Raw genomic sequence first — 15,269 nt, forward strand, 5'->3', positions numbered from 1 at the left:
CTACTTAGTCGGGGCGCCGTCGGCGCCATCGTCGCTGTCGTCGGCGGCGCCGCCCAGCGCCTGGCGCACCGCCGCCACGCGGGCGCGGCGCACCTGCTCGGGGATGCGCTGCGGCTGCTCCAGGCAGCGCTGGGCGACGGCGCCGGCGTCGACGCCGCGCGCCGCCGCCAAGGCCGCCTCCAAATGGGCCAGTTGCGGAAAGGGCTGCTCGCGCAGGCTGCGGGTGGCGCCGGCGCGGCCGCGCGAGTCGCACTCGGTGGCCAGCAGCATCTCGCGGAAGCGGGCCGGCTTGCGGAAGGCGTCGCAGCGCTCCATCAGGCTGACCATGGTGGCCGGACGCAACACCAGCGCGCGGCCGACGTTGCCGTGCTCGCGCGCCGTCATCAGCGCCAGGTCGCGGCACTCGCCCGGCACCTTCAGCCGCTTGCAGACCCGCTCGACCAGCGGCACGCCGAGGCCCTCGTGGCCGTGGTGGGCCGGCCACTGGTCGGCCGGCGTGGCGCCCTTGCCCAGGTCGTGCGTCAGACAGGCGAAGCGGGCCGGCAGCGCCAGGCCGGCGGCGGCGGCGCAGTCGACCACCTGCAACACGTGGGCGCCGGTGTCGATCTCGGGATGATACAGCTCCGGCTGCGGCACGCCCCATAGTGTATCGAGTTCCGGCAGGATGCGCGCCAGCGCGCCGCAGTCGCGCAGCACCTCGAGCATGCGCGAGGGGCGCCGCTCCATCAGGCCGCGCGACAGCTCCTGCCAGACCCGCTCGGGCACCAGGGCGTCGACCTCGCCCTGCTCGACCATCTGGCGCATCAGCGCGTTGGTCTCCGGCGCCACCGTGAAGTCGGGGTAGCGGGCGGCGAAGCGGGCCACGCGCAGGATGCGCACCGGGTCCTCGGCGAAGGCGGCCGAGACATGGCGGAACACCCGTTGCTCGATGTCGCGTTGGCCGCCGAAGGGGTCGCAGAGCGTGCCGTCGTCGGCGCGGGCGATGGCGTTGATGGTCAGGTCGCGCCGCACCAGGTCCTCTTCCAGCGTCACCTCGGGCGAGGTGTGGAAGACGAAGCCGCGGTAGCCGGGCGCGGTCTTGCGCTCGGTGCGCGCCAGCGCGTACTCCTCCTGCGTCCTGGGGTGCAGGAAGACGGGGAAGTCCTTGCCGACCGGGCGGTAGCCCAGCCGCAGCATGTCCTCCGGGGTGGCGCCGACCACCACGTAGTCGTGGTCCTGGAAGGGCACGCCGAGCAGGGCGTCGCGCACCGCGCCGCCCACCACATAAATCCGCATCGCCACGCCTACTCCGGCATCTCGGCGTCGTGCTTGGGCGCCGTCTCGGTCTCGGCCATCGCCTCGTCGACCCAGCGCGCCACCGCCGGATGGGCCAGCACCCGTTCGCAGTAGGCGTTCAGCGCCGGCGCCAGCGACACGCCGTAGGTGCGGAAGCGCAGCACCACCGGGGCGAAGTAGGCGTCGGCGATGGAGAACTCGCCGAACAGGAACTGGTGGTGGCCGAAGCGCGACAGGCACTCCTCCCAGATCTCGCTGATGCGGCCGATGTCGGCCTGGGCGCCGTGGCTGCGGCCCTTGCCGGGGTGGCTGGCGCGGATGTTCATCGACATCGCGCCGCGCAGGTCGGCGAAGCCGGCGTGCATCTCGGCGCAGATGGAGCGCGCCATGGCGCGCGCCGCCACGTCCTGCGGCCACAGGTGCAGCTCCTGGAACTGCTCGGCCAGGTATTCGCAGATCGCCAGGCTGTCCCAGATGGTCATCTCGCCGGCCAGCAGCACCGGCACGCGGCCGCAGGCCGAGTAGTTGGCGATCAGGTTGGCGGTGTCGGGCTGGTCGAGCAGCACGCGCACCTCCTGGAAGGGGATGCCGAAGGCGGTCATCGCCACCCACGGCCGCATCGACCAGGACGAGTAGTTCTTGTTGCCGATGACCAGGGTCAGGCCGGGCTGGCGGGCGGCGGCCAGGGCGTTGGTCAGGGAGGGGTCGAGCTGGGTGGTCTGCATATGTCGTCCGTGGAGGGTGAGCGTGCTGGGGTCTGCGTTGGTCTGCTTGGTCTGCGTTGGTCCGCTGGGGCGGTGCCGTGGGCCGGGTCGGGGGCCGGGCCGGCTAGCGGCCGGCGCGGCGGCGGTAGCCGTCGAGCGGGTCGGCCACGGCGCCCAGGTAGTGCGGCGCCGCCACCTCCAGCGCGGTCGGGCCGATGCCCAGGTCGGCCAGGGTCAGCGCGCTGGTGGCCGGCGCAACCACGTTGTCGACCTTCATCGAGTCGAGGTTGTCGCGGCTCATCAGCGGCGTGCCGGGCAGGCATTCGAACAAGCGCGCCTGCAAGCGCGCCAGGCCGTCGGGCAGCTTGACGACGGGGCGCGGGTGGCCGCCGTAGCGGCCGGCCAGGCGCACCAGCTGGGCCAGGGTGTAGACCTGCGGCCCGCCCAGCTCGTAGATCCGGCCACGGCTGCGCGGCTGGCGCAGCGCGGCGACGAAGGCGCGCGCCACGTCGCCCACGTAGACCGGCTCGAAGCGCACGTCGGCGCCGGCCAGCGGCACCACGGGCAGCAGGCGCTGCATCTTGGCGAACAGGTTCAAGAAATTGTCGCCCGGGCCGAACACCACCGAGGGGCGGAAGATGGTGGCCGCCAGCGGCGGCCGCGCCTGCGCCGCCAGCTCGCCGTCCCACTTCGAGCGGGCGTACATCGACGGCCCGTCGGCGCCGGCGCCCAGCGCGCTCATGTGCAGGTAGCGCGGCACGCCGGCCGCCACGGCGGCGGCGGCGATCCGCCGCGGCAGCTCGACGTGGGCGCGGGCGAAGTCCGGGCCGTAGGGCGTGCCGGGGCGCGAGTGCAGCAGGCCGACCAGGTTGACGACGGCGTCGGCGCCGCGCAGCAGCCCGGCCAGCACGGCGTCGTCGTGCACGTCGGCCTGGCGCACCTCGACGCGCGGCAGGAAGATCAGATGCTTGGCATCCTCGTAGCGCCGGCTCGGCACCAACACGCGCGCGCCGGCCCCGGCCAGCTGCGCCACCAGGTGGCTGCCGATGAAGCCGGAGCCGCCGATCACCACCACGTTCAAATCGTCCATGCCGTCCTCCTGTGCGCCGAAACCCGGGGCGCCGCCGTCAGCGGGTGCCGAAACTGCTCTCCTGTTGCTCCTGCTCGCTGTAGCCCTTCGGCGCCACCGTGCCCAGGCGCGCCTTGAGCGACTGCGGCCGGCCCTCGAACAGGGCGGCGTAGTAGGTCGCGTTCGACATCACGTTCTTCACGTAGGTGCGCGTCTCCAGATAGGGGATGGCCTCGACGAAGACGGCGCCCTCCATCGGCTTGGTCAGGGTGGCGCGCCACGAGCGCAGCCGGCCGGGGCCGGCGTTGTAGGCGGCCGTGGCCAGCGTCTGCGAGCCGTCCATGTTGCCCAGCACCATGTTCATGTAGTTGGCGCCGAGCAGGATGTTGGTGCGCGCGTCGCTCAGCATCTCCTGCACGAAGTCGGTCAGGCCGATCTTCTTGGCCACCCAGCGGCCGGTCGAGGGCATCACCTGCATCAGGCCGGAGGCGCCCACCGAGGACTGGGCGTCCATGATGAAGCGCGATTCCTGGCGGATCAGGCCGTACACCCAGGCCTTGTCCAGGCCCAGCGTCTGGGTGGTCGGGTGCATGATGTCGAGGTGCGGCGAGGGGAAGCGCTGGCTGTAGTCGACCTGGATGCGGGTGCGCTCCGAGGTGTTGACCATGCGGTCGAGGATGTTGTGCTGGCGGGCGAACTCGGCGGCGGCCAGGTGCTCGCGCTCGTTCAACTTGCGCAGCGCCCAGTTCCACTCGCGCGTGCCCTCGAAGCGCAGGCGCATGGCGAAGAACTTCAGGGCCCGTTGGAAGCCGGGGTCGGCGGCGATCGGCGCGATCTCGGCCGGGCCGATCGGCGCGCCCGGCAGCGGAATGGTGCTGAGCCGGCCCAGCTCCTCGGCGGCCAGCTGGCCGTAGAAGTTGGACTGCTCGGCGATGCCGCGGAACAGCTGGGCCGCCTCGGCCGTCGGCGCCGTGCTGCCGGCCTCGGCCATCAGGGCGCGGCCCATCCAGTAGACCCAGGCCGGCTCGGCGCGCAGGCCGGCCGGCATCGCCTGGATGCAGCTCTTGACCAGCTTCCAGTCGCCGTCGCGCAGGGCGATGCGGGTCTTCCACTGCTGCGCGTCCTGCGACAGCGGCGCGCCGTTGGCGCGGCGCCAGTACTCGCCCGTCTCGGCGGCCAGGGTGTAGGACGACCACAGCGCGATGTTGCCCCAGCCGACCGCCTGCTCCTGCGCCGTCAGGTGGGGCGCCGCCTTGTTGAGCGCCAGCACGGCCAGCTTGACGCTGGTGCGCGCCATGCGGCCGACGGCCACCAGGTAGATCTCGTGCTCGAGGTGGCCGGCGCCCGGCCCCTTGGCCAGGGCGATGGCCGGCAGGTCGATGGCCTGGGCGATCTTCTTGTCGGAGCCGTCGAGCAGCACGGCGGCGCGGCGGCCCTGGCCGGTGGCGTTGAACTCGCCGGCCAGGCGCAGCTGGGCCAGCACGTCGTTGCGGTCGAACTGGCCGCCCTGGAACAGGGTGGCGATCAGGCCGCCGCAGGCCTCGCCGTAGACGTTGGGGGCGACCAGCAGGGCGCGCGCCTCGCCGGCCACGCGCTGGCCCTTGAGCGCGCGCGACTGCAGCGCGTAGCACTTGACCTGGGTGTCGTCGTTGATGACGTAGAGCGGCAGCTGCTCGTCGAAGTTGGCCCAGTCGCGCTTGCGGCCCAGCTCGAGCAGCCAGTCGTTGCGCAGGCGGTCGGCGATGGCGCTGCCCTCGTAGCGGCGCAGATAATCGCGGATCTCCTCGCTCGAGGCGCTACGGAAATGCGATTTGAGTCGATAATAGTCGACGTAGGAAGGAATCGAGTAGTTGGCCAGGCGGGCGGCGTAGAACTCGGCCTTGGCGGCGTCGTCCTGGCGCACCGCGTCGCGCAGCAGCAGGAAGGCGTCGTCCTCTTTGCGGCTATCGCTTCCACTGTCGTCGGCGCGGGCCGGCGATGTTACGGCGCACGCGGCCAGGATGGCGGCGCCGGCAAACCATTTCGAAGCGGACATCAATGTGCGACTCTCACAAAATCTTAATTCAATGGACATGAACAGCGACCCTAGAATACCACGCGCCGCAGAGCCACCACCAGCCCCGCCGCTCAATGAAAAGGCCGATTTGCGCCGGCGCCTGCTGGCGGCGCGGCGCGGCCTGGACGGCGCCACCCGGGCGCGCTGGGACGGCGCCATCGGCGCCCACGTGGTCGACTGGTGGCGCGGCAGCGGCGCGGGCGCGCTGGGCGTCTACTGGCCGCTGCGCGACGAGCCGGACCTGGCGGCCGCCTACGCCGAGCTGGCGCGGCTGGGCGCGCGCCTGCTGCTGCCGGTGGTGCTGCGAAGGGACGCGGCGCTGGAGTTCGCCGAGTGGGACATCGGCGAGGCGATGGTGAAGGACAAGATGGGGGTGGCGGTGCCGGCCGAGCTGCGCCTGGCGCCCTATCCGCCGGCGCTGCTGGTGCCCTGCCTGGGCTTCAACGCCGGCCGCTACCGGCTCGGCTACGGCGGCGGCTTCTACGACCGCACCTTGGCGCGCCAGCCGCGCCCGCGCACGCTGGGCGTGGCCTACGCCTGCCTGGCGGCCGAGTTCGCCAGCGACGGCCACGACGTCGCGCTCGACGGCATCGTCACCGAGCGCGGATCAATAGGGTCAGACCCTAGGGTCTGACCCTGCGCACGCGGCGCCTGCGTTCAGACCCTGACGCCAAGGCGGGGAGTCTGCCCCTGCGCACGCGGCGCCGGCGCTCAGACCAGGCGCTGCCACAGCGCCGTGGTGGCGGCCGCCTGGTTCATGCTGTAGAAGTGCAGGCCGGGCGCGCCGCCGGCCAGCAGGCGCTGGCACAGCGCCGTCACCACGTCCAGGCCGAAGGCCTTGATCGAGGCGCTGTCGTCGCCGAAGCTGGCCAGCTTGAGGCGCACCCAGCGCGGGATCTCGGCGCCGCACATGTCGGAGAAGCGCATCAGCTGGGTGTAGTTGGTGATCGGCATGATGCCGGCCACGATGGGCACCGCTATGCCCAGCTTGCGGGCCTGCTCGACGTACTGGAAGTAGGCGTCGGCGTTGTAGAAGTACTGGGTGATGGCGGCGTCGGCGCCGGCCTTGACCTTGCGCTCGAAGGCCAGCAGGTCGTCCTGCGGCGAACGGGCCTGCGGGTGCACCTCGGGATAGGCGGCCACCTCGATGTGGAACCAGTCGCCCGTCTCGGCGCGGATGAACTCGACGAGCTCGTTGGCGTAGCGGAACTCGCCGGCCGCGCCGTAGCCGCTCGGCAAATCGCCGCGCAGGGCGACGATGCGGCGGATGTTGTGCGACTTGAACTCGGCCAGGATGGCGCGGATCGACTCGCGCGTGCCGCCGACGCAGGACAGGTGCGGCGCCGCCTGCTCGCCGGCGGCGAGGATTTCCACCACCGTGTCGAGCGTGCCGCGCTGGGTGCTGCCGCCGGCGCCGAAGGTCACCGAGAAATATTTGGGGTGCAGCAGCGAGAGCTGGGCGCGCGTGGCGCGCAGCTTCTCGGCGCCCTCCGCCGTCTTGGGCGGAAAGAATTCGATACTGAAATTAGGGGTTTCCATCTGCGTTCTTCAGAAGTAGGGTGGACAGGGACCAGGAAATCACGCTGTACAGCAGGGCGCCGCCGATGGCCGACCAGAAGCTGTCGACATGGAAACCGTTGACCAGCTGGGCCACCAGCCAGAACATCAGGCCGTTGATGACGAAGATGAACAGGCCGAGCGAGACCACCGTCACCGGCAGGGTCAGCAGCAGCAGCACGGGGCGGATCAGGGTGTTGACCAGGCCCAGCAAAAGGGCCGCGACGAGGGCCGCGCCGATGCTCGTGACATCGACGGAATGCATCAGGTAGGGAACGGCCAGCAGGGCTGCCGCGTTGATTAACCAGGTAAGGACCAAACGCATGGGTGGGACTCGCTGCAAAATGGGGAGTGACGGATACAACTGGGGCCGGCGATCGCGAAAAGGCCGGCCCCGCTGCTTAACGCAGATTAATAACGGTAGTGCTCAGGCTTGTACGGGCCTTCCTGCTTGACGCCGATGTAGGCGGCCTGCTCGTCGGTCAGCACCGACAGCTGGGCGTTGAGCTTCTTCAACTGCAGGCGGGCGACCTTCTCGTCGAGGTGTTTCGGCAGCACGTAGACGCCGACCGGGTAGTTGGCGGTGTTGGCGAACAGCTCGATCTGGGCGATGGTCTGGTTGGCGAACGAGGAGCTCATCACGTAGGACGGGTGGCCGGTGCCGCAGCCGAGGTTGACCAGGCGGCCCTCGGCCAGCAGGATGATGCGCTTGCCCGACGGGAAGATCACATGGTCGACCTGCGGCTTGATGTTTTCCCAGGTGTACTTCTTCAGCGCGGCGACGTCGATCTCGTTGTCGAAGTGGCCGATGTTGCAGACGATCGCCTGGTCCTTCATCGCCAGCATGTGCTGCTCGGTGAGGATGTGGTAGTTGCCGGTGCAGGTGACGAAGATGTCGCCGTGTTCGGCGGCGTATTCCATCGTGACCACGCGGTAGCCCTCCATCGCCGCCTGCAGCGCGCAGATCGGGTCGATTTCGGTGACCCAGACCTGGGCCGACAGGGCGCGCATGGCCTGGGCCGAGCCCTTGCCGACGTCGCCGTAGCCGGCGATGACGGCGACCTTGCCGGCGATCATCACGTCGGTGGCGCGCTTGATGCCGTCGACCAGCGACTCGCGGCAGCCGTACAGGTTGTCGAACTTCGACTTGGTGACCGAGTCGTTGACGTTGATGGCCGGGAAGGCCAGCTTGCCTTCTTTATGCATCTGGTACAGGCGGTGCACGCCGGTGGTGGTTTCCTCGGTCACGCCCATGATCTGCGGCAGACGCTTGGAGTACCAGGCCGGGTCGATCGCCAGGTGCTGCTTGATGGCGTTGAACAGGCAGATCTCCTCTTCCGAGCCGGGGCTGGCCAGCACGCCGATGTCCTGCTCGGCGCGGGCGCCCAGGTGCAGCAGCAGGGTGGCGTCGCCGCCGTCGTCGAGGATCATGTTCGAGTAGACGGCGTTGCCGGCGGCGTCGGCCGGCCAGTCGAAGATGCGGTGGGTGTAGTCCCAGTACTCGTCGAGCGTCTCGCCCTTGATGGCGAACACCGGCGTGCCGCCGGCGGCGATGGCGGCGGCGGCGTGGTCCTGGGTCGAGTAGATGTTGCACGAGGCCCAGCGCACCTTGGCGCCGAGCGCTTCCAGGGTCTGGATCAACACGGCGGTCTGGATGGTCATGTGCAGCGAACCGGTGATGCGCGCGCCCTTGAGCGGCTGGCTGGCGGCGAATTCCTCGCGGATCGCCATCAGGCCGGGCATTTCGGTTTCGGCGATCTTGATTTCCTTGTCACCCCAAGGGGCCAGGGAGATGTCGGCGACCAGATAGTCTTGTGCGGATTTGAGTACGGCGTTCATCACGCCCTCCTTTCAGTTAGAAAAAAGTAACGTGAGCGCGGTTGCAGATTCCGAGCCTGGCGAAATGGGGAATTTCGTCGCAACGCTCCTCGGAGCAAGGATTTTACCACCGTTGCCGCCGCCGCATGCAAGAAAATGCCGCCGCGCTGGGCGGGCTAGGCGGGCTAGGCGGGCTAGGCGGCGACAGTCTCGCGCTTCGCCACGACCGCAAGCTGCAAGTTCAGGGAATCTAGCAGCTTGGAGAAATTTTTCAGGCTTGGGTTGCCCTTTGCCGACATCAAACGATAGAGGGCGGTCTCGTTCAAGCCGGTTCGCTCCGCGATGACTTTCATACCGCCCTCCGCGAGGGTGAGCTGGCGTAGCAGAATCAGCATGTCGGCGTGGTCGCCGTCGAGCATCACCTCGTTGATCATCGCGGCTCGAAATTCCGGGTCGGAGCGGAGCATGTCGGCGACAACCTCATCGTGCGGCTGGCTAGTTTGTGTCTTCACCGTCATTTTCTTGCCTCTCCTTCCAGTCTTTCCAGTATTCGATCGCGGCTTCGATGTCCGCGTCCTGGGTTGTCTTGTCGCCGCCGCACAGGAGCAGAACCACCTGCTTGTCGGCGATCGCCTAATAGACGCGGTAGCCAGGTCCCTCGTCAACGCGCATCTCCCATACGCCGTCTCGGCAAGGCTTGTGGTCGCCGAAGTTGCCATTCTCAAAACGAGAAATCCGCTTGGCGATCTTGGCCTTGGCAATCTGGTCGCGCAGCGAGCGCAGCCACTTCCCGGCGACATTGACCTGGTCCGAGGTCAGGTAATACTGGATAGCGTAGTTCATTTTCGTATATATACGAATCAAGGTCAAGCCGATCCGTTGTGGTGGTGGAGTACAGTATAGGCAGCTCCCGCCCAAAACCAATTCAGCTCAAGCCAAAGACACGGCGCCACCCGCGCACGGCGAAAAAAAAGCCGCGCAGCGCTGGGCTGGGCGGCTTTGCCTTGGCGCCGCCGCCGGCGGGGGCCGGCGGCGGCGGACGGCGGGCTGGATTACTTGAGGCCGGCGGCGTCGCGCAGGATGGCGGCCTTGTCGGTGCGCTCCCAGGTGAACTCCGGCTCCTCGCGGCCGAAGTGGCCGTAGGCGGCGGTCTTCTGGTAGATCGGGCGCAGCAGGTCGAGCATCTGCACGATGCCCTTCGGGCGCAGATCGAAGTGCGCCATCACCAGGGCGGCGATCTTGTCGTCCGGAATCACGCCGGTGCCCTCGGTGTAGACCGTGATGTTGATCGGCTTGGCCACGCCGATGGCGTAGCTGACCTGCACCTGGCACTGCCGCGCCAGGCCGGCGGCCACCACGTTCTTGGCGACGTAGCGGGCGGCGTAGGCGGCCGAGCGGTCGACCTTGGTGGGGTCCTTGCCGGAGAAGGCGCCGCCGCCGTGCGGGCTGGCGCCGCCGTAGGTGTCGACGATGATCTTGCGGCCGGTCAGGCCGCAGTCGCCCTGCGGGCCGCCGATGACGAAACGGCCGGTCGGGTTGACCAGGTAGCGGGTGCCGACCAGCCATTCGCGCGGCATGACCTGTTTGATGATGTCCTCGATCACCGCCTCTTCGATGTGCTTGTGCGAGATGTCCGGCGAGTGCTGGGTCGACAGCACCACGGTGTCGACGGCGACCGGGCGGCCGTTGACGTAGCGCAACGTGACCTGCGACTTGGCGTCCGGGCGCAGCCACGGCAGGCGGCCGTCCTTGCGCAGCTGCGACTGGCGCTCGACCAGGCGGTGGGCGTAGTGGATGGCGGCCGGCATCAGCTCGGCCGTCTCGTCGCAGGCGTAGCCGAACATCAGGCCCTGGTCGCCGGCGCCCTGGTCGAGGTCGATGCCGGCGCCCTCGTCGACGCCCTGGGCGATGTCGGGCGACTGCTTGTCGTAGCCGACCAACACGGCGCAACCGCGGTAGTCGATGCCGTAGTCGGTGTTGTCGTAGCCGATGCGTTTGATGGTCTCGCGCGCGACTTGAATATAATCAACGTTGGCGAAGGTGGTGATCTCGCCGGCCAGCACCACCAGACCGGTGTTGCACAGCGTTTCGGCGGCGACGCGGGCCTTCGGGTCCTGCGCCAGGATGGCGTCGAGGATGGCGTCGGAGATTTGGTCGGCGACCTTGTCCGGATGGCCTTCGGAAACGGATTCTGAGGTGAAGAGATAATCGTTTGACATCGCAAGCTCCTTATATTGGTGTGAAGATGTTTTGTCGCCAACCAATACGGCTTGCGACGCTTTAGCGATATTTATATTCCGCTTCGCAAGTTGTCTGTTAACTCAGCGGATACTGCATACGTGGTATTTTACGCTTCTTAAAAAAATTTTGGCTAGGCAATGACCGCCGAACGCCCTCTTCTTTACACGAATCAAGCCCATGCTGGTATCCCTCTTCCGTTTTTTCTCCATCTTCCCCCTGCCTTTCCTGCACGCGCTGGGCGCCGCGCTGGGCTGGCTGGTCTACCTGGGTTCGCCCTCCTACCGCCGGCGCATGCGCGACAACATGCGCCAGGCCGGCTACGCCGACTACCTGCCGGCCGCCATCGCCGAGGCCGGTAAAAGCATCGTCGAACTGCCCTTCATCTGGTGCGCCGCGCCCGAGCGCGTGTCGCGCCACGCCAGCGACGAGAACTGGGGCGTGGTCCAGCAGGCGCTCGACGCCGGCCGCGGCATCGTCTTTTTGACGCCACACCTGGGCTGCTTCGAGATCGTCGCGCAGGAGATCGCCCTGCGCACCGAGCTGACCGTGATGTACCGGCCGCCGAAGAAGGCGGCGCTCAAGCCGCTGATCGAGGGCGCCCGGGCGCGCCACAACCTGCTGCTGGCGCCGGCCAACATGTCCGGCGTGCGCATCCTGGCCAAGACGCTGAAGAAGGGCCGGCCGATCGGCCTGCTGCCCGACCAAGTGCCGCAGGAGGGCGAGGGCGTCTGGGCCGACTTCTTCGGCCGCCCCGCCTACACCATGACGCTGCCGGCCAAGCTGGCGCAGATGGGCGACGCCGTCGTCATCGTCACCTACGCCGAGCGGCTGGCGCGCGGCCGCGGCTACCTGATCCGCTTCGTCCCGCTCGAGGCCAGCCTGGACGGCACGGCGGCCGAGCAGGCGCGCGCCATCAACGCGGCGATGGAGCGGCTGATCGCCCGCAGCCCGGGGCAGTATTACTGGAGCTACAACCGCTACAAGGTGCCGGCCGGCGCCAGCGCGCCCGCCGCCACGGCCCCGGCCGCCGGCAACGACGACGGGGGGGCGGCATGAAGCTGATGCTTGGACTGATGTGGCTGCTGCACTGGCTGCCGCTGCCGCTGCTGGGCCGCTTCGGCGACCTGGTCGGCGCCATCCTGTTCGCCCTGTTGCGCGCGCGCCGCCACATCGCGCTGACCAACCTGCGCCTGTGCCTGCCGGAGCTGGACGAGGCGGCGCGGGTGCGCCTGGCGCGCCAGCACTTCCAGGCCTACTCGCGCAGCGTGTGGGAGCGCGGCGTGCTGTGGTGGGCCTCGGAGGCGCGCCTGCGCCGCCTCATCACCGTCGAGCCCGGCGAAGTGCCGGTGGCGGCGATGACGGAAAAGCCGACCATCCTGCTGTGCCCGCACTTCGTCTGCCTCGACGTGGCCGGCGTCGCCATCGCCATGCAGGCCAGCGCCTCGTCGATGTACGTGCAGCAGAAGAACGCCGCCTTCGACAAGGTGCTGCGCCGGGGCCGCTCGCGCTTCAAGCCGGTGCGCCTGTTCACCCGCCAGGACGGCATCAAGCCGATCCTGCGCGCGCTGCGCGACAAGCTGCCCTACTTCATGCTGCCGGACATGGACTTCGGCGAGAAGGACGCCGCCTTCGTGCCCTTCTTCGGCGTCGAGGCGGCCACCCTGACGGCCACCGCGCGCATCGCCGCCAGCACCGGCGCCCAGGTGATGCCGGTGATCGCCACCTTCCTGCCGAACTACCGCGGCTGGCGTGTCAAGTTCTACCCGGTGTGGGACAATTACCCGGGCGAGGACATGGTCGCCGCCACCCGCCGCATGAACGAGTTCATCGAGGAGCGCGTGCGCGAGGCGCCGGCCGAGTATTTCTGGACCCACAAGCGCTTCAAGACGCGGCCGGCCGGCCAGAGCTCGCTGTACGCCAAGCCGGCGCCCTGAGCGCCCCGCCCACCCTTTCCAGCCCATATCAATTAGATGAAACTCAAATTCACCAAGATGCACGGCGCCGGCAACGACTTCATCGTCGTCGACGCGATCAACCAGCAGGTCGAGCTGAGCGCGGCGCAATGGCAGCGCCTGGCCGACCGCCGCTTCGGCATCGGCGCCGACCAGATCCTGGTGGTCGAGAAGCCCACCCTGCCCGGCTGCGACTTCCGCTACCGCATCTTCAACAACGACGGCGGCGAGGTCGAGCAGTGCGGCAACGGCGCGCGCGCCTTCGTCAAGTTCGTCGCCGAGAAGGGCCTGACCAAGTTGAGCAGCATCCGCGTCGAGACCAAGTCCGGCGTCATCGCGCCGCGCCTGGAGGCCGACGGCGGCATCACCGTCGACATGGGCGCGCCGGTGCTGGCGCCGGCCGAGGTGCCGTTCGACGCCGACGGCCTGGCCGGAACGGCCCAGGGCGTCGACACGCTGTGGCCGCTCGAGCTCGAGCTGGGCGGCGCGCGCGAGACGGTGCTGGTGTCGGTGGTGTCGATGGGCAACCCGCACGCCGTGCAGGTGGTCGACGACGTCGAGACGGCGCCGGTCGACCTGAGCGGCCCGCTGATCGAGCACCACCCGCGCTTCCCGCGCCGCGTCAACGCCGGCTTCATGCAGGTGCTCGGGCGCCGCCACGTCAGGCTGCGCGTCTACGAGCGCGGCGCCGGCGAGACGCTGGCCTGCGGCACCGGCGCCTGCGCCGCCGTGGTGGCCGGCATCCGCCGCGGCCTGCTCGACTCGCCGGTGCGGGTCGACGCCCGTGGCGGCCAGCTCAGCGTGGCCTGGGCCGGCGCGGGCCAGCCGGTGCTGCTGACCGGTCCGGCGGTGACGGTGTTCGAGGGCGAGATCACGCTGTAGCGGCCAGGGGCCAGGGGCCAAGGAACGCGCGGCGGCGGCCGCCGCTGCGCGGCTCAGGCCGGCTGCAGGCCGCCGTCCGACGGCGCCTCGGGCAGCCAGGTCTTGAGGCGGTACAGGCGCTGCCGGTAGTTGCCCTCCGGCCCGGTCGGGCCGCAGTCGACGCGCTCGAACAGGCGCACCACGCGGTCGAGCATCTGCCGCTGCTGCACGGTGCGCAGCAGGATCAGGCGGCGCTTGCTGCGGCCGTAGGCGGCGCGGATGTCGACCACCAGGCAGTGGCCCTGGTCGGCCGATTTGATTTCCAACAACAAGGCCTCGGCGCGGGTCAGGCCGAACAGGGCGGCCAGCTCGATGCGGGCGGCCAGCAGCGGCTGGCAGTCGACCAGCTCGCGCGTCAGCAGCGGCACCACCTCGGCGGCCCAGCCCGGGCCCTGCTGCGGCGCGGCGATGCGCGCCAGCGCCGCCTCGGCCTCGTCGCAGCCCTGGGCGGCGGCCTTCTGCAACCAGTAGGCGGCGCGCACGTCGCTGTTCTCGTCGCCACGGCGGGTGCGCCAGGCGTGGATGCCGCATTCGAGCTGGGCCGCGCTGTGGCCCATGTCGGCGGCGCGCTCCAGGTAGGTCTGCGCCTCGACCACGCTGCGCTGGGAAAACTCCGGCTTGATATAGATGCGCGACAGGGCGAACCAGGCCTCGGCCAGGCCCTGCTCGCCGGCCTGGGTCAGCCAGCGGATGGCGCGCTTGAAGTTGACGGCGGCGATGCCCGAGCTGAGGCGGGCGCCGTCGCAGCGCATGCGGGCGAACCACAGGCCCAGCTCGAGCTGGGAGCGGCGGTCGCCGCCGTGGGCGGCCAGCTCGCGGCAGCGGTGCAGCTCGCCCTGGCTGAACGGGTCGTGGGCGGCGACGTCGTCGAGGGCGCGGGCGCAGCGCGCCAGCAGCGCCACCTGCTGCGCCTCGAGCTGCCAGCCGGCGGCGCGGGCCGCCTCGGCGTCGGCCGGGGCCTGCTCCAGCAGCCCGCGCGCCAGCGGCAGGGCGCGCTGCAGGAAGGCGCAGCGGTCCTCCTCCTCCCAGGCCTGCTCGAGCACGGCGTACTGCGCCGCCGGCACGCCGTTGTCGGCGGCGCGGGTCAGCCATTGCTGGCCGCCAACATCGGCCGGCGCCGGCATGGCGGCGGCGACCGGGCTGGCGCGCGGGCTGGGCTGGCTGGCCAGCAACCACTGCGCCTCGGCCGAGCCGGACTGGGCGGCCGCCTCCAGCGCCCGCTGGGCGCGCTCGCGCAGCGGCGCGTCGGACTGCCCGGCGCCCTGGCTGAGCACCAACTGGGCCAGCACCAGCCCGGCCGGCGCGATGCCCTCCTGGTAGGCGCGGTCGTACCAGCCCAGCGCGGCGGGCAGGCAGTGCTGCGCGTGTTCGAACGGAATATGGTGGCCGATCAGGCGCCAGGCCTCGTCCTGCTGCTGCAGGGCGGCGCGGTTGAGCCAATGCATGGCCGTCGGCATGCTGCGCGGCAGGCTGGCGCCGCCGAACAGGTACAGCTTGCCCAGCGCCAGTTGGCTGCCCGCGTCTCCGGCGCGGGCACCACGGATGATCCCTAACTCTTCTCGATTTGCCATCGTCTCACTATGAATCCGATTCATGAAGCGGGCGGTGCGTCCGCGCTGTCTGCGCAGGCTGGGACGGCCGATGTGCTTATTTATCTTGCCACGAAACAAGATGAG

Annotated in this window: 15 protein-coding genes and 1 riboswitch; of the genes, 4 read left to right on the forward strand and 11 right to left on the reverse strand. The window is 69.6% G+C overall.

Going from position 1 to position 15,269, the window contains the following annotated elements:
* The 4 genes from BM252_RS06460 to BM252_RS06475 form a co-directional block, all read right to left on the reverse strand.
* A complete protein-coding gene (locus BM252_RS06460; protein ID WP_093385907.1) occupies positions 1-1,275 on the reverse strand; it encodes a multifunctional CCA addition/repair protein in 1,275 nt (424 codons plus the stop codon).
* Positions 1,276-1,283: 8 nt separating this feature from the next.
* Entirely contained in the window at positions 1,284-2,000 is a 717-nt protein-coding gene (locus BM252_RS06465) for a glutathione S-transferase family protein (protein WP_093385259.1), read from the reverse strand.
* A gap of 103 nt (positions 2,001-2,103) precedes the next feature.
* The gene (locus BM252_RS06470) at positions 2,104-3,069 is read right to left on the reverse strand and encodes a complex I NDUFA9 subunit family protein (protein ID WP_093385262.1); all 966 of its coding nucleotides are present in this window, start codon (positions 3,067-3,069) and stop codon (positions 2,104-2,106) included.
* A gap of 37 nt (positions 3,070-3,106) precedes the next feature.
* Entirely contained in the window at positions 3,107-5,086 is a 1,980-nt protein-coding gene (locus BM252_RS06475) for a lytic transglycosylase domain-containing protein (protein WP_093385264.1), read from the reverse strand.
* 106 nt (positions 5,087-5,192) lie between these two features.
* Between BM252_RS06475 and BM252_RS06480 the strand changes: the two genes are divergently transcribed.
* Entirely contained in the window at positions 5,193-5,738 is a 546-nt protein-coding gene (locus BM252_RS06480) for a 5-formyltetrahydrofolate cyclo-ligase (protein WP_245774128.1), read from the forward strand.
* Positions 5,739-5,815: 77 nt separating this feature from the next.
* On the opposite strand, the gene metF is transcribed toward BM252_RS06480, so the two are convergent.
* The 6 genes from metF to metK form a co-directional block, all read right to left on the reverse strand.
* Positions 5,816-6,643 carry a methylenetetrahydrofolate reductase [NAD(P)H] gene (metF, locus tag BM252_RS06485; RefSeq protein ID WP_093385270.1) on the reverse strand — a complete coding sequence of 276 codons (828 nt, stop codon included), beginning with the start codon at positions 6,641-6,643 and terminating at the stop codon, positions 5,816-5,818.
* Complete coding sequence (locus BM252_RS06490) at positions 6,630-6,986, reverse strand: phage holin family protein (protein WP_093385273.1); 357 nt, start codon at positions 6,984-6,986, stop codon at positions 6,630-6,632. The genes metF and BM252_RS06490 overlap by 14 nt, the downstream gene beginning before the upstream one ends.
* 86 nt (positions 6,987-7,072) lie before the next feature.
* Complete coding sequence (ahcY, locus tag BM252_RS06495) at positions 7,073-8,500, reverse strand: adenosylhomocysteinase (RefSeq protein WP_093385276.1); 1,428 nt, start codon at positions 8,498-8,500, stop codon at positions 7,073-7,075.
* A 26-nt stretch (positions 8,501-8,526) separates the two neighbouring features.
* Positions 8,527-8,597, reverse strand: a riboswitch (S-adenosyl-L-homocysteine riboswitch).
* 76 nt (positions 8,598-8,673) lie between these two features.
* Positions 8,674-8,997, reverse strand: a complete 324-nt coding sequence (locus BM252_RS06500; RefSeq protein ID WP_093385279.1) for a helix-turn-helix domain-containing transcriptional regulator — start codon at positions 8,995-8,997, stop codon at positions 8,674-8,676.
* Positions 8,998-9,112: 115 nt separating this feature from the next.
* Positions 9,113-9,322, reverse strand: coding sequence for a type II toxin-antitoxin system RelE/ParE family toxin (locus tag BM252_RS32100; RefSeq protein ID WP_342742464.1), 210 nt, complete (start codon positions 9,320-9,322; stop codon positions 9,113-9,115).
* A gap of 209 nt (positions 9,323-9,531) precedes the next feature.
* Positions 9,532-10,698, reverse strand: coding sequence for a methionine adenosyltransferase (metK, locus tag BM252_RS06510; RefSeq protein ID WP_093385283.1), 1,167 nt, complete (start codon positions 10,696-10,698; stop codon positions 9,532-9,534).
* A 199-nt stretch (positions 10,699-10,897) separates the two neighbouring features.
* Between metK and BM252_RS06515 the strand changes: the two genes are divergently transcribed.
* Genes BM252_RS06515 through dapF form a run of 3 tightly spaced genes read left to right on the forward strand, consistent with a single transcriptional unit; the run spans position 10,898 to position 13,554 of the window.
* Entirely contained in the window at positions 10,898-11,776 is an 879-nt protein-coding gene (locus BM252_RS06515; protein WP_093385286.1) for a lysophospholipid acyltransferase family protein, read from the forward strand.
* Positions 11,773-12,654, forward strand: a complete 882-nt coding sequence (locus BM252_RS06520) for an LpxL/LpxP family acyltransferase (RefSeq protein WP_093385289.1) — start codon at positions 11,773-11,775, stop codon at positions 12,652-12,654. The genes BM252_RS06515 and BM252_RS06520 overlap by 4 nt, the downstream gene beginning before the upstream one ends.
* A 36-nt stretch (positions 12,655-12,690) precedes the next feature.
* Complete coding sequence (gene dapF / locus BM252_RS06525) at positions 12,691-13,554, forward strand: diaminopimelate epimerase (RefSeq protein WP_093385292.1); 864 nt, start codon at positions 12,691-12,693, stop codon at positions 13,552-13,554.
* A 53-nt stretch (positions 13,555-13,607) separates the two neighbouring features.
* Here dapF and BM252_RS06530 read toward each other — a convergent pair whose 3' ends face one another.
* The gene (locus BM252_RS06530) at positions 13,608-15,164 is read right to left on the reverse strand and encodes a tetratricopeptide repeat protein (protein WP_093385295.1); all 1,557 of its coding nucleotides are present in this window, start codon (positions 15,162-15,164) and stop codon (positions 13,608-13,610) included.
* Positions 15,165-15,269 lie beyond the last annotated feature (105 nt).

This window comes from Rugamonas rubra, assembly GCF_900114705.1.
GTDB lineage: Bacteria > Pseudomonadota > Gammaproteobacteria > Burkholderiales > Burkholderiaceae_D > Rugamonas > Rugamonas rubra.

Excerpts from the sequence above, each read along its gene's own strand:
- BM252_RS06460 (WP_093385907.1), bottom strand. The coding sequence starts at position 1,275 with ATGCGGATTTATGTGGTGGGCGGCGCGGTGCGCGACGCCCTGCTCGGC.
- BM252_RS06465 (WP_093385259.1), bottom strand. The coding sequence starts at position 2,000 with ATGCAGACCACCCAGCTCGACCCCTCCCTGACCAACGCCCTGGCCGCC.
- BM252_RS06470 (WP_093385262.1), bottom strand. The coding sequence starts at position 3,069 with ATGGACGATTTGAACGTGGTGGTGATCGGCGGCTCCGGCTTCATCGGC.
- metF (WP_093385270.1), bottom strand. The coding sequence starts at position 6,643 with ATGGAAACCCCTAATTTCAGTATCGAATTCTTTCCGCCCAAGACGGCG.
- BM252_RS06490 (WP_093385273.1), bottom strand. The coding sequence starts at position 6,986 with ATGCGTTTGGTCCTTACCTGGTTAATCAACGCGGCAGCCCTGCTGGCC.
- ahcY (WP_093385276.1), bottom strand. The coding sequence starts at position 8,500 with ATGAACGCCGTACTCAAATCCGCACAAGACTATCTGGTCGCCGACATC.
- BM252_RS06500 (WP_093385279.1), bottom strand. The coding sequence starts at position 8,997 with ATGACGGTGAAGACACAAACTAGCCAGCCGCACGATGAGGTTGTCGCC.
- BM252_RS32100 (WP_342742464.1), bottom strand. The coding sequence starts at position 9,322 with ATGAACTACGCTATCCAGTATTACCTGACCTCGGACCAGGTCAATGTC.
- metK (WP_093385283.1), bottom strand. The coding sequence starts at position 10,698 with ATGTCAAACGATTATCTCTTCACCTCAGAATCCGTTTCCGAAGGCCAT.
- BM252_RS06515 (WP_093385286.1), top strand. The coding sequence starts at position 10,898 with ATGCTGGTATCCCTCTTCCGTTTTTTCTCCATCTTCCCCCTGCCTTTC.
- BM252_RS06520 (WP_093385289.1), top strand. The coding sequence starts at position 11,773 with ATGAAGCTGATGCTTGGACTGATGTGGCTGCTGCACTGGCTGCCGCTG.
- dapF (WP_093385292.1), top strand. The coding sequence starts at position 12,691 with ATGAAACTCAAATTCACCAAGATGCACGGCGCCGGCAACGACTTCATC.
- BM252_RS06530 (WP_093385295.1), bottom strand. The coding sequence starts at position 15,164 with ATGGCAAATCGAGAAGAGTTAGGGATCATCCGTGGTGCCCGCGCCGGA.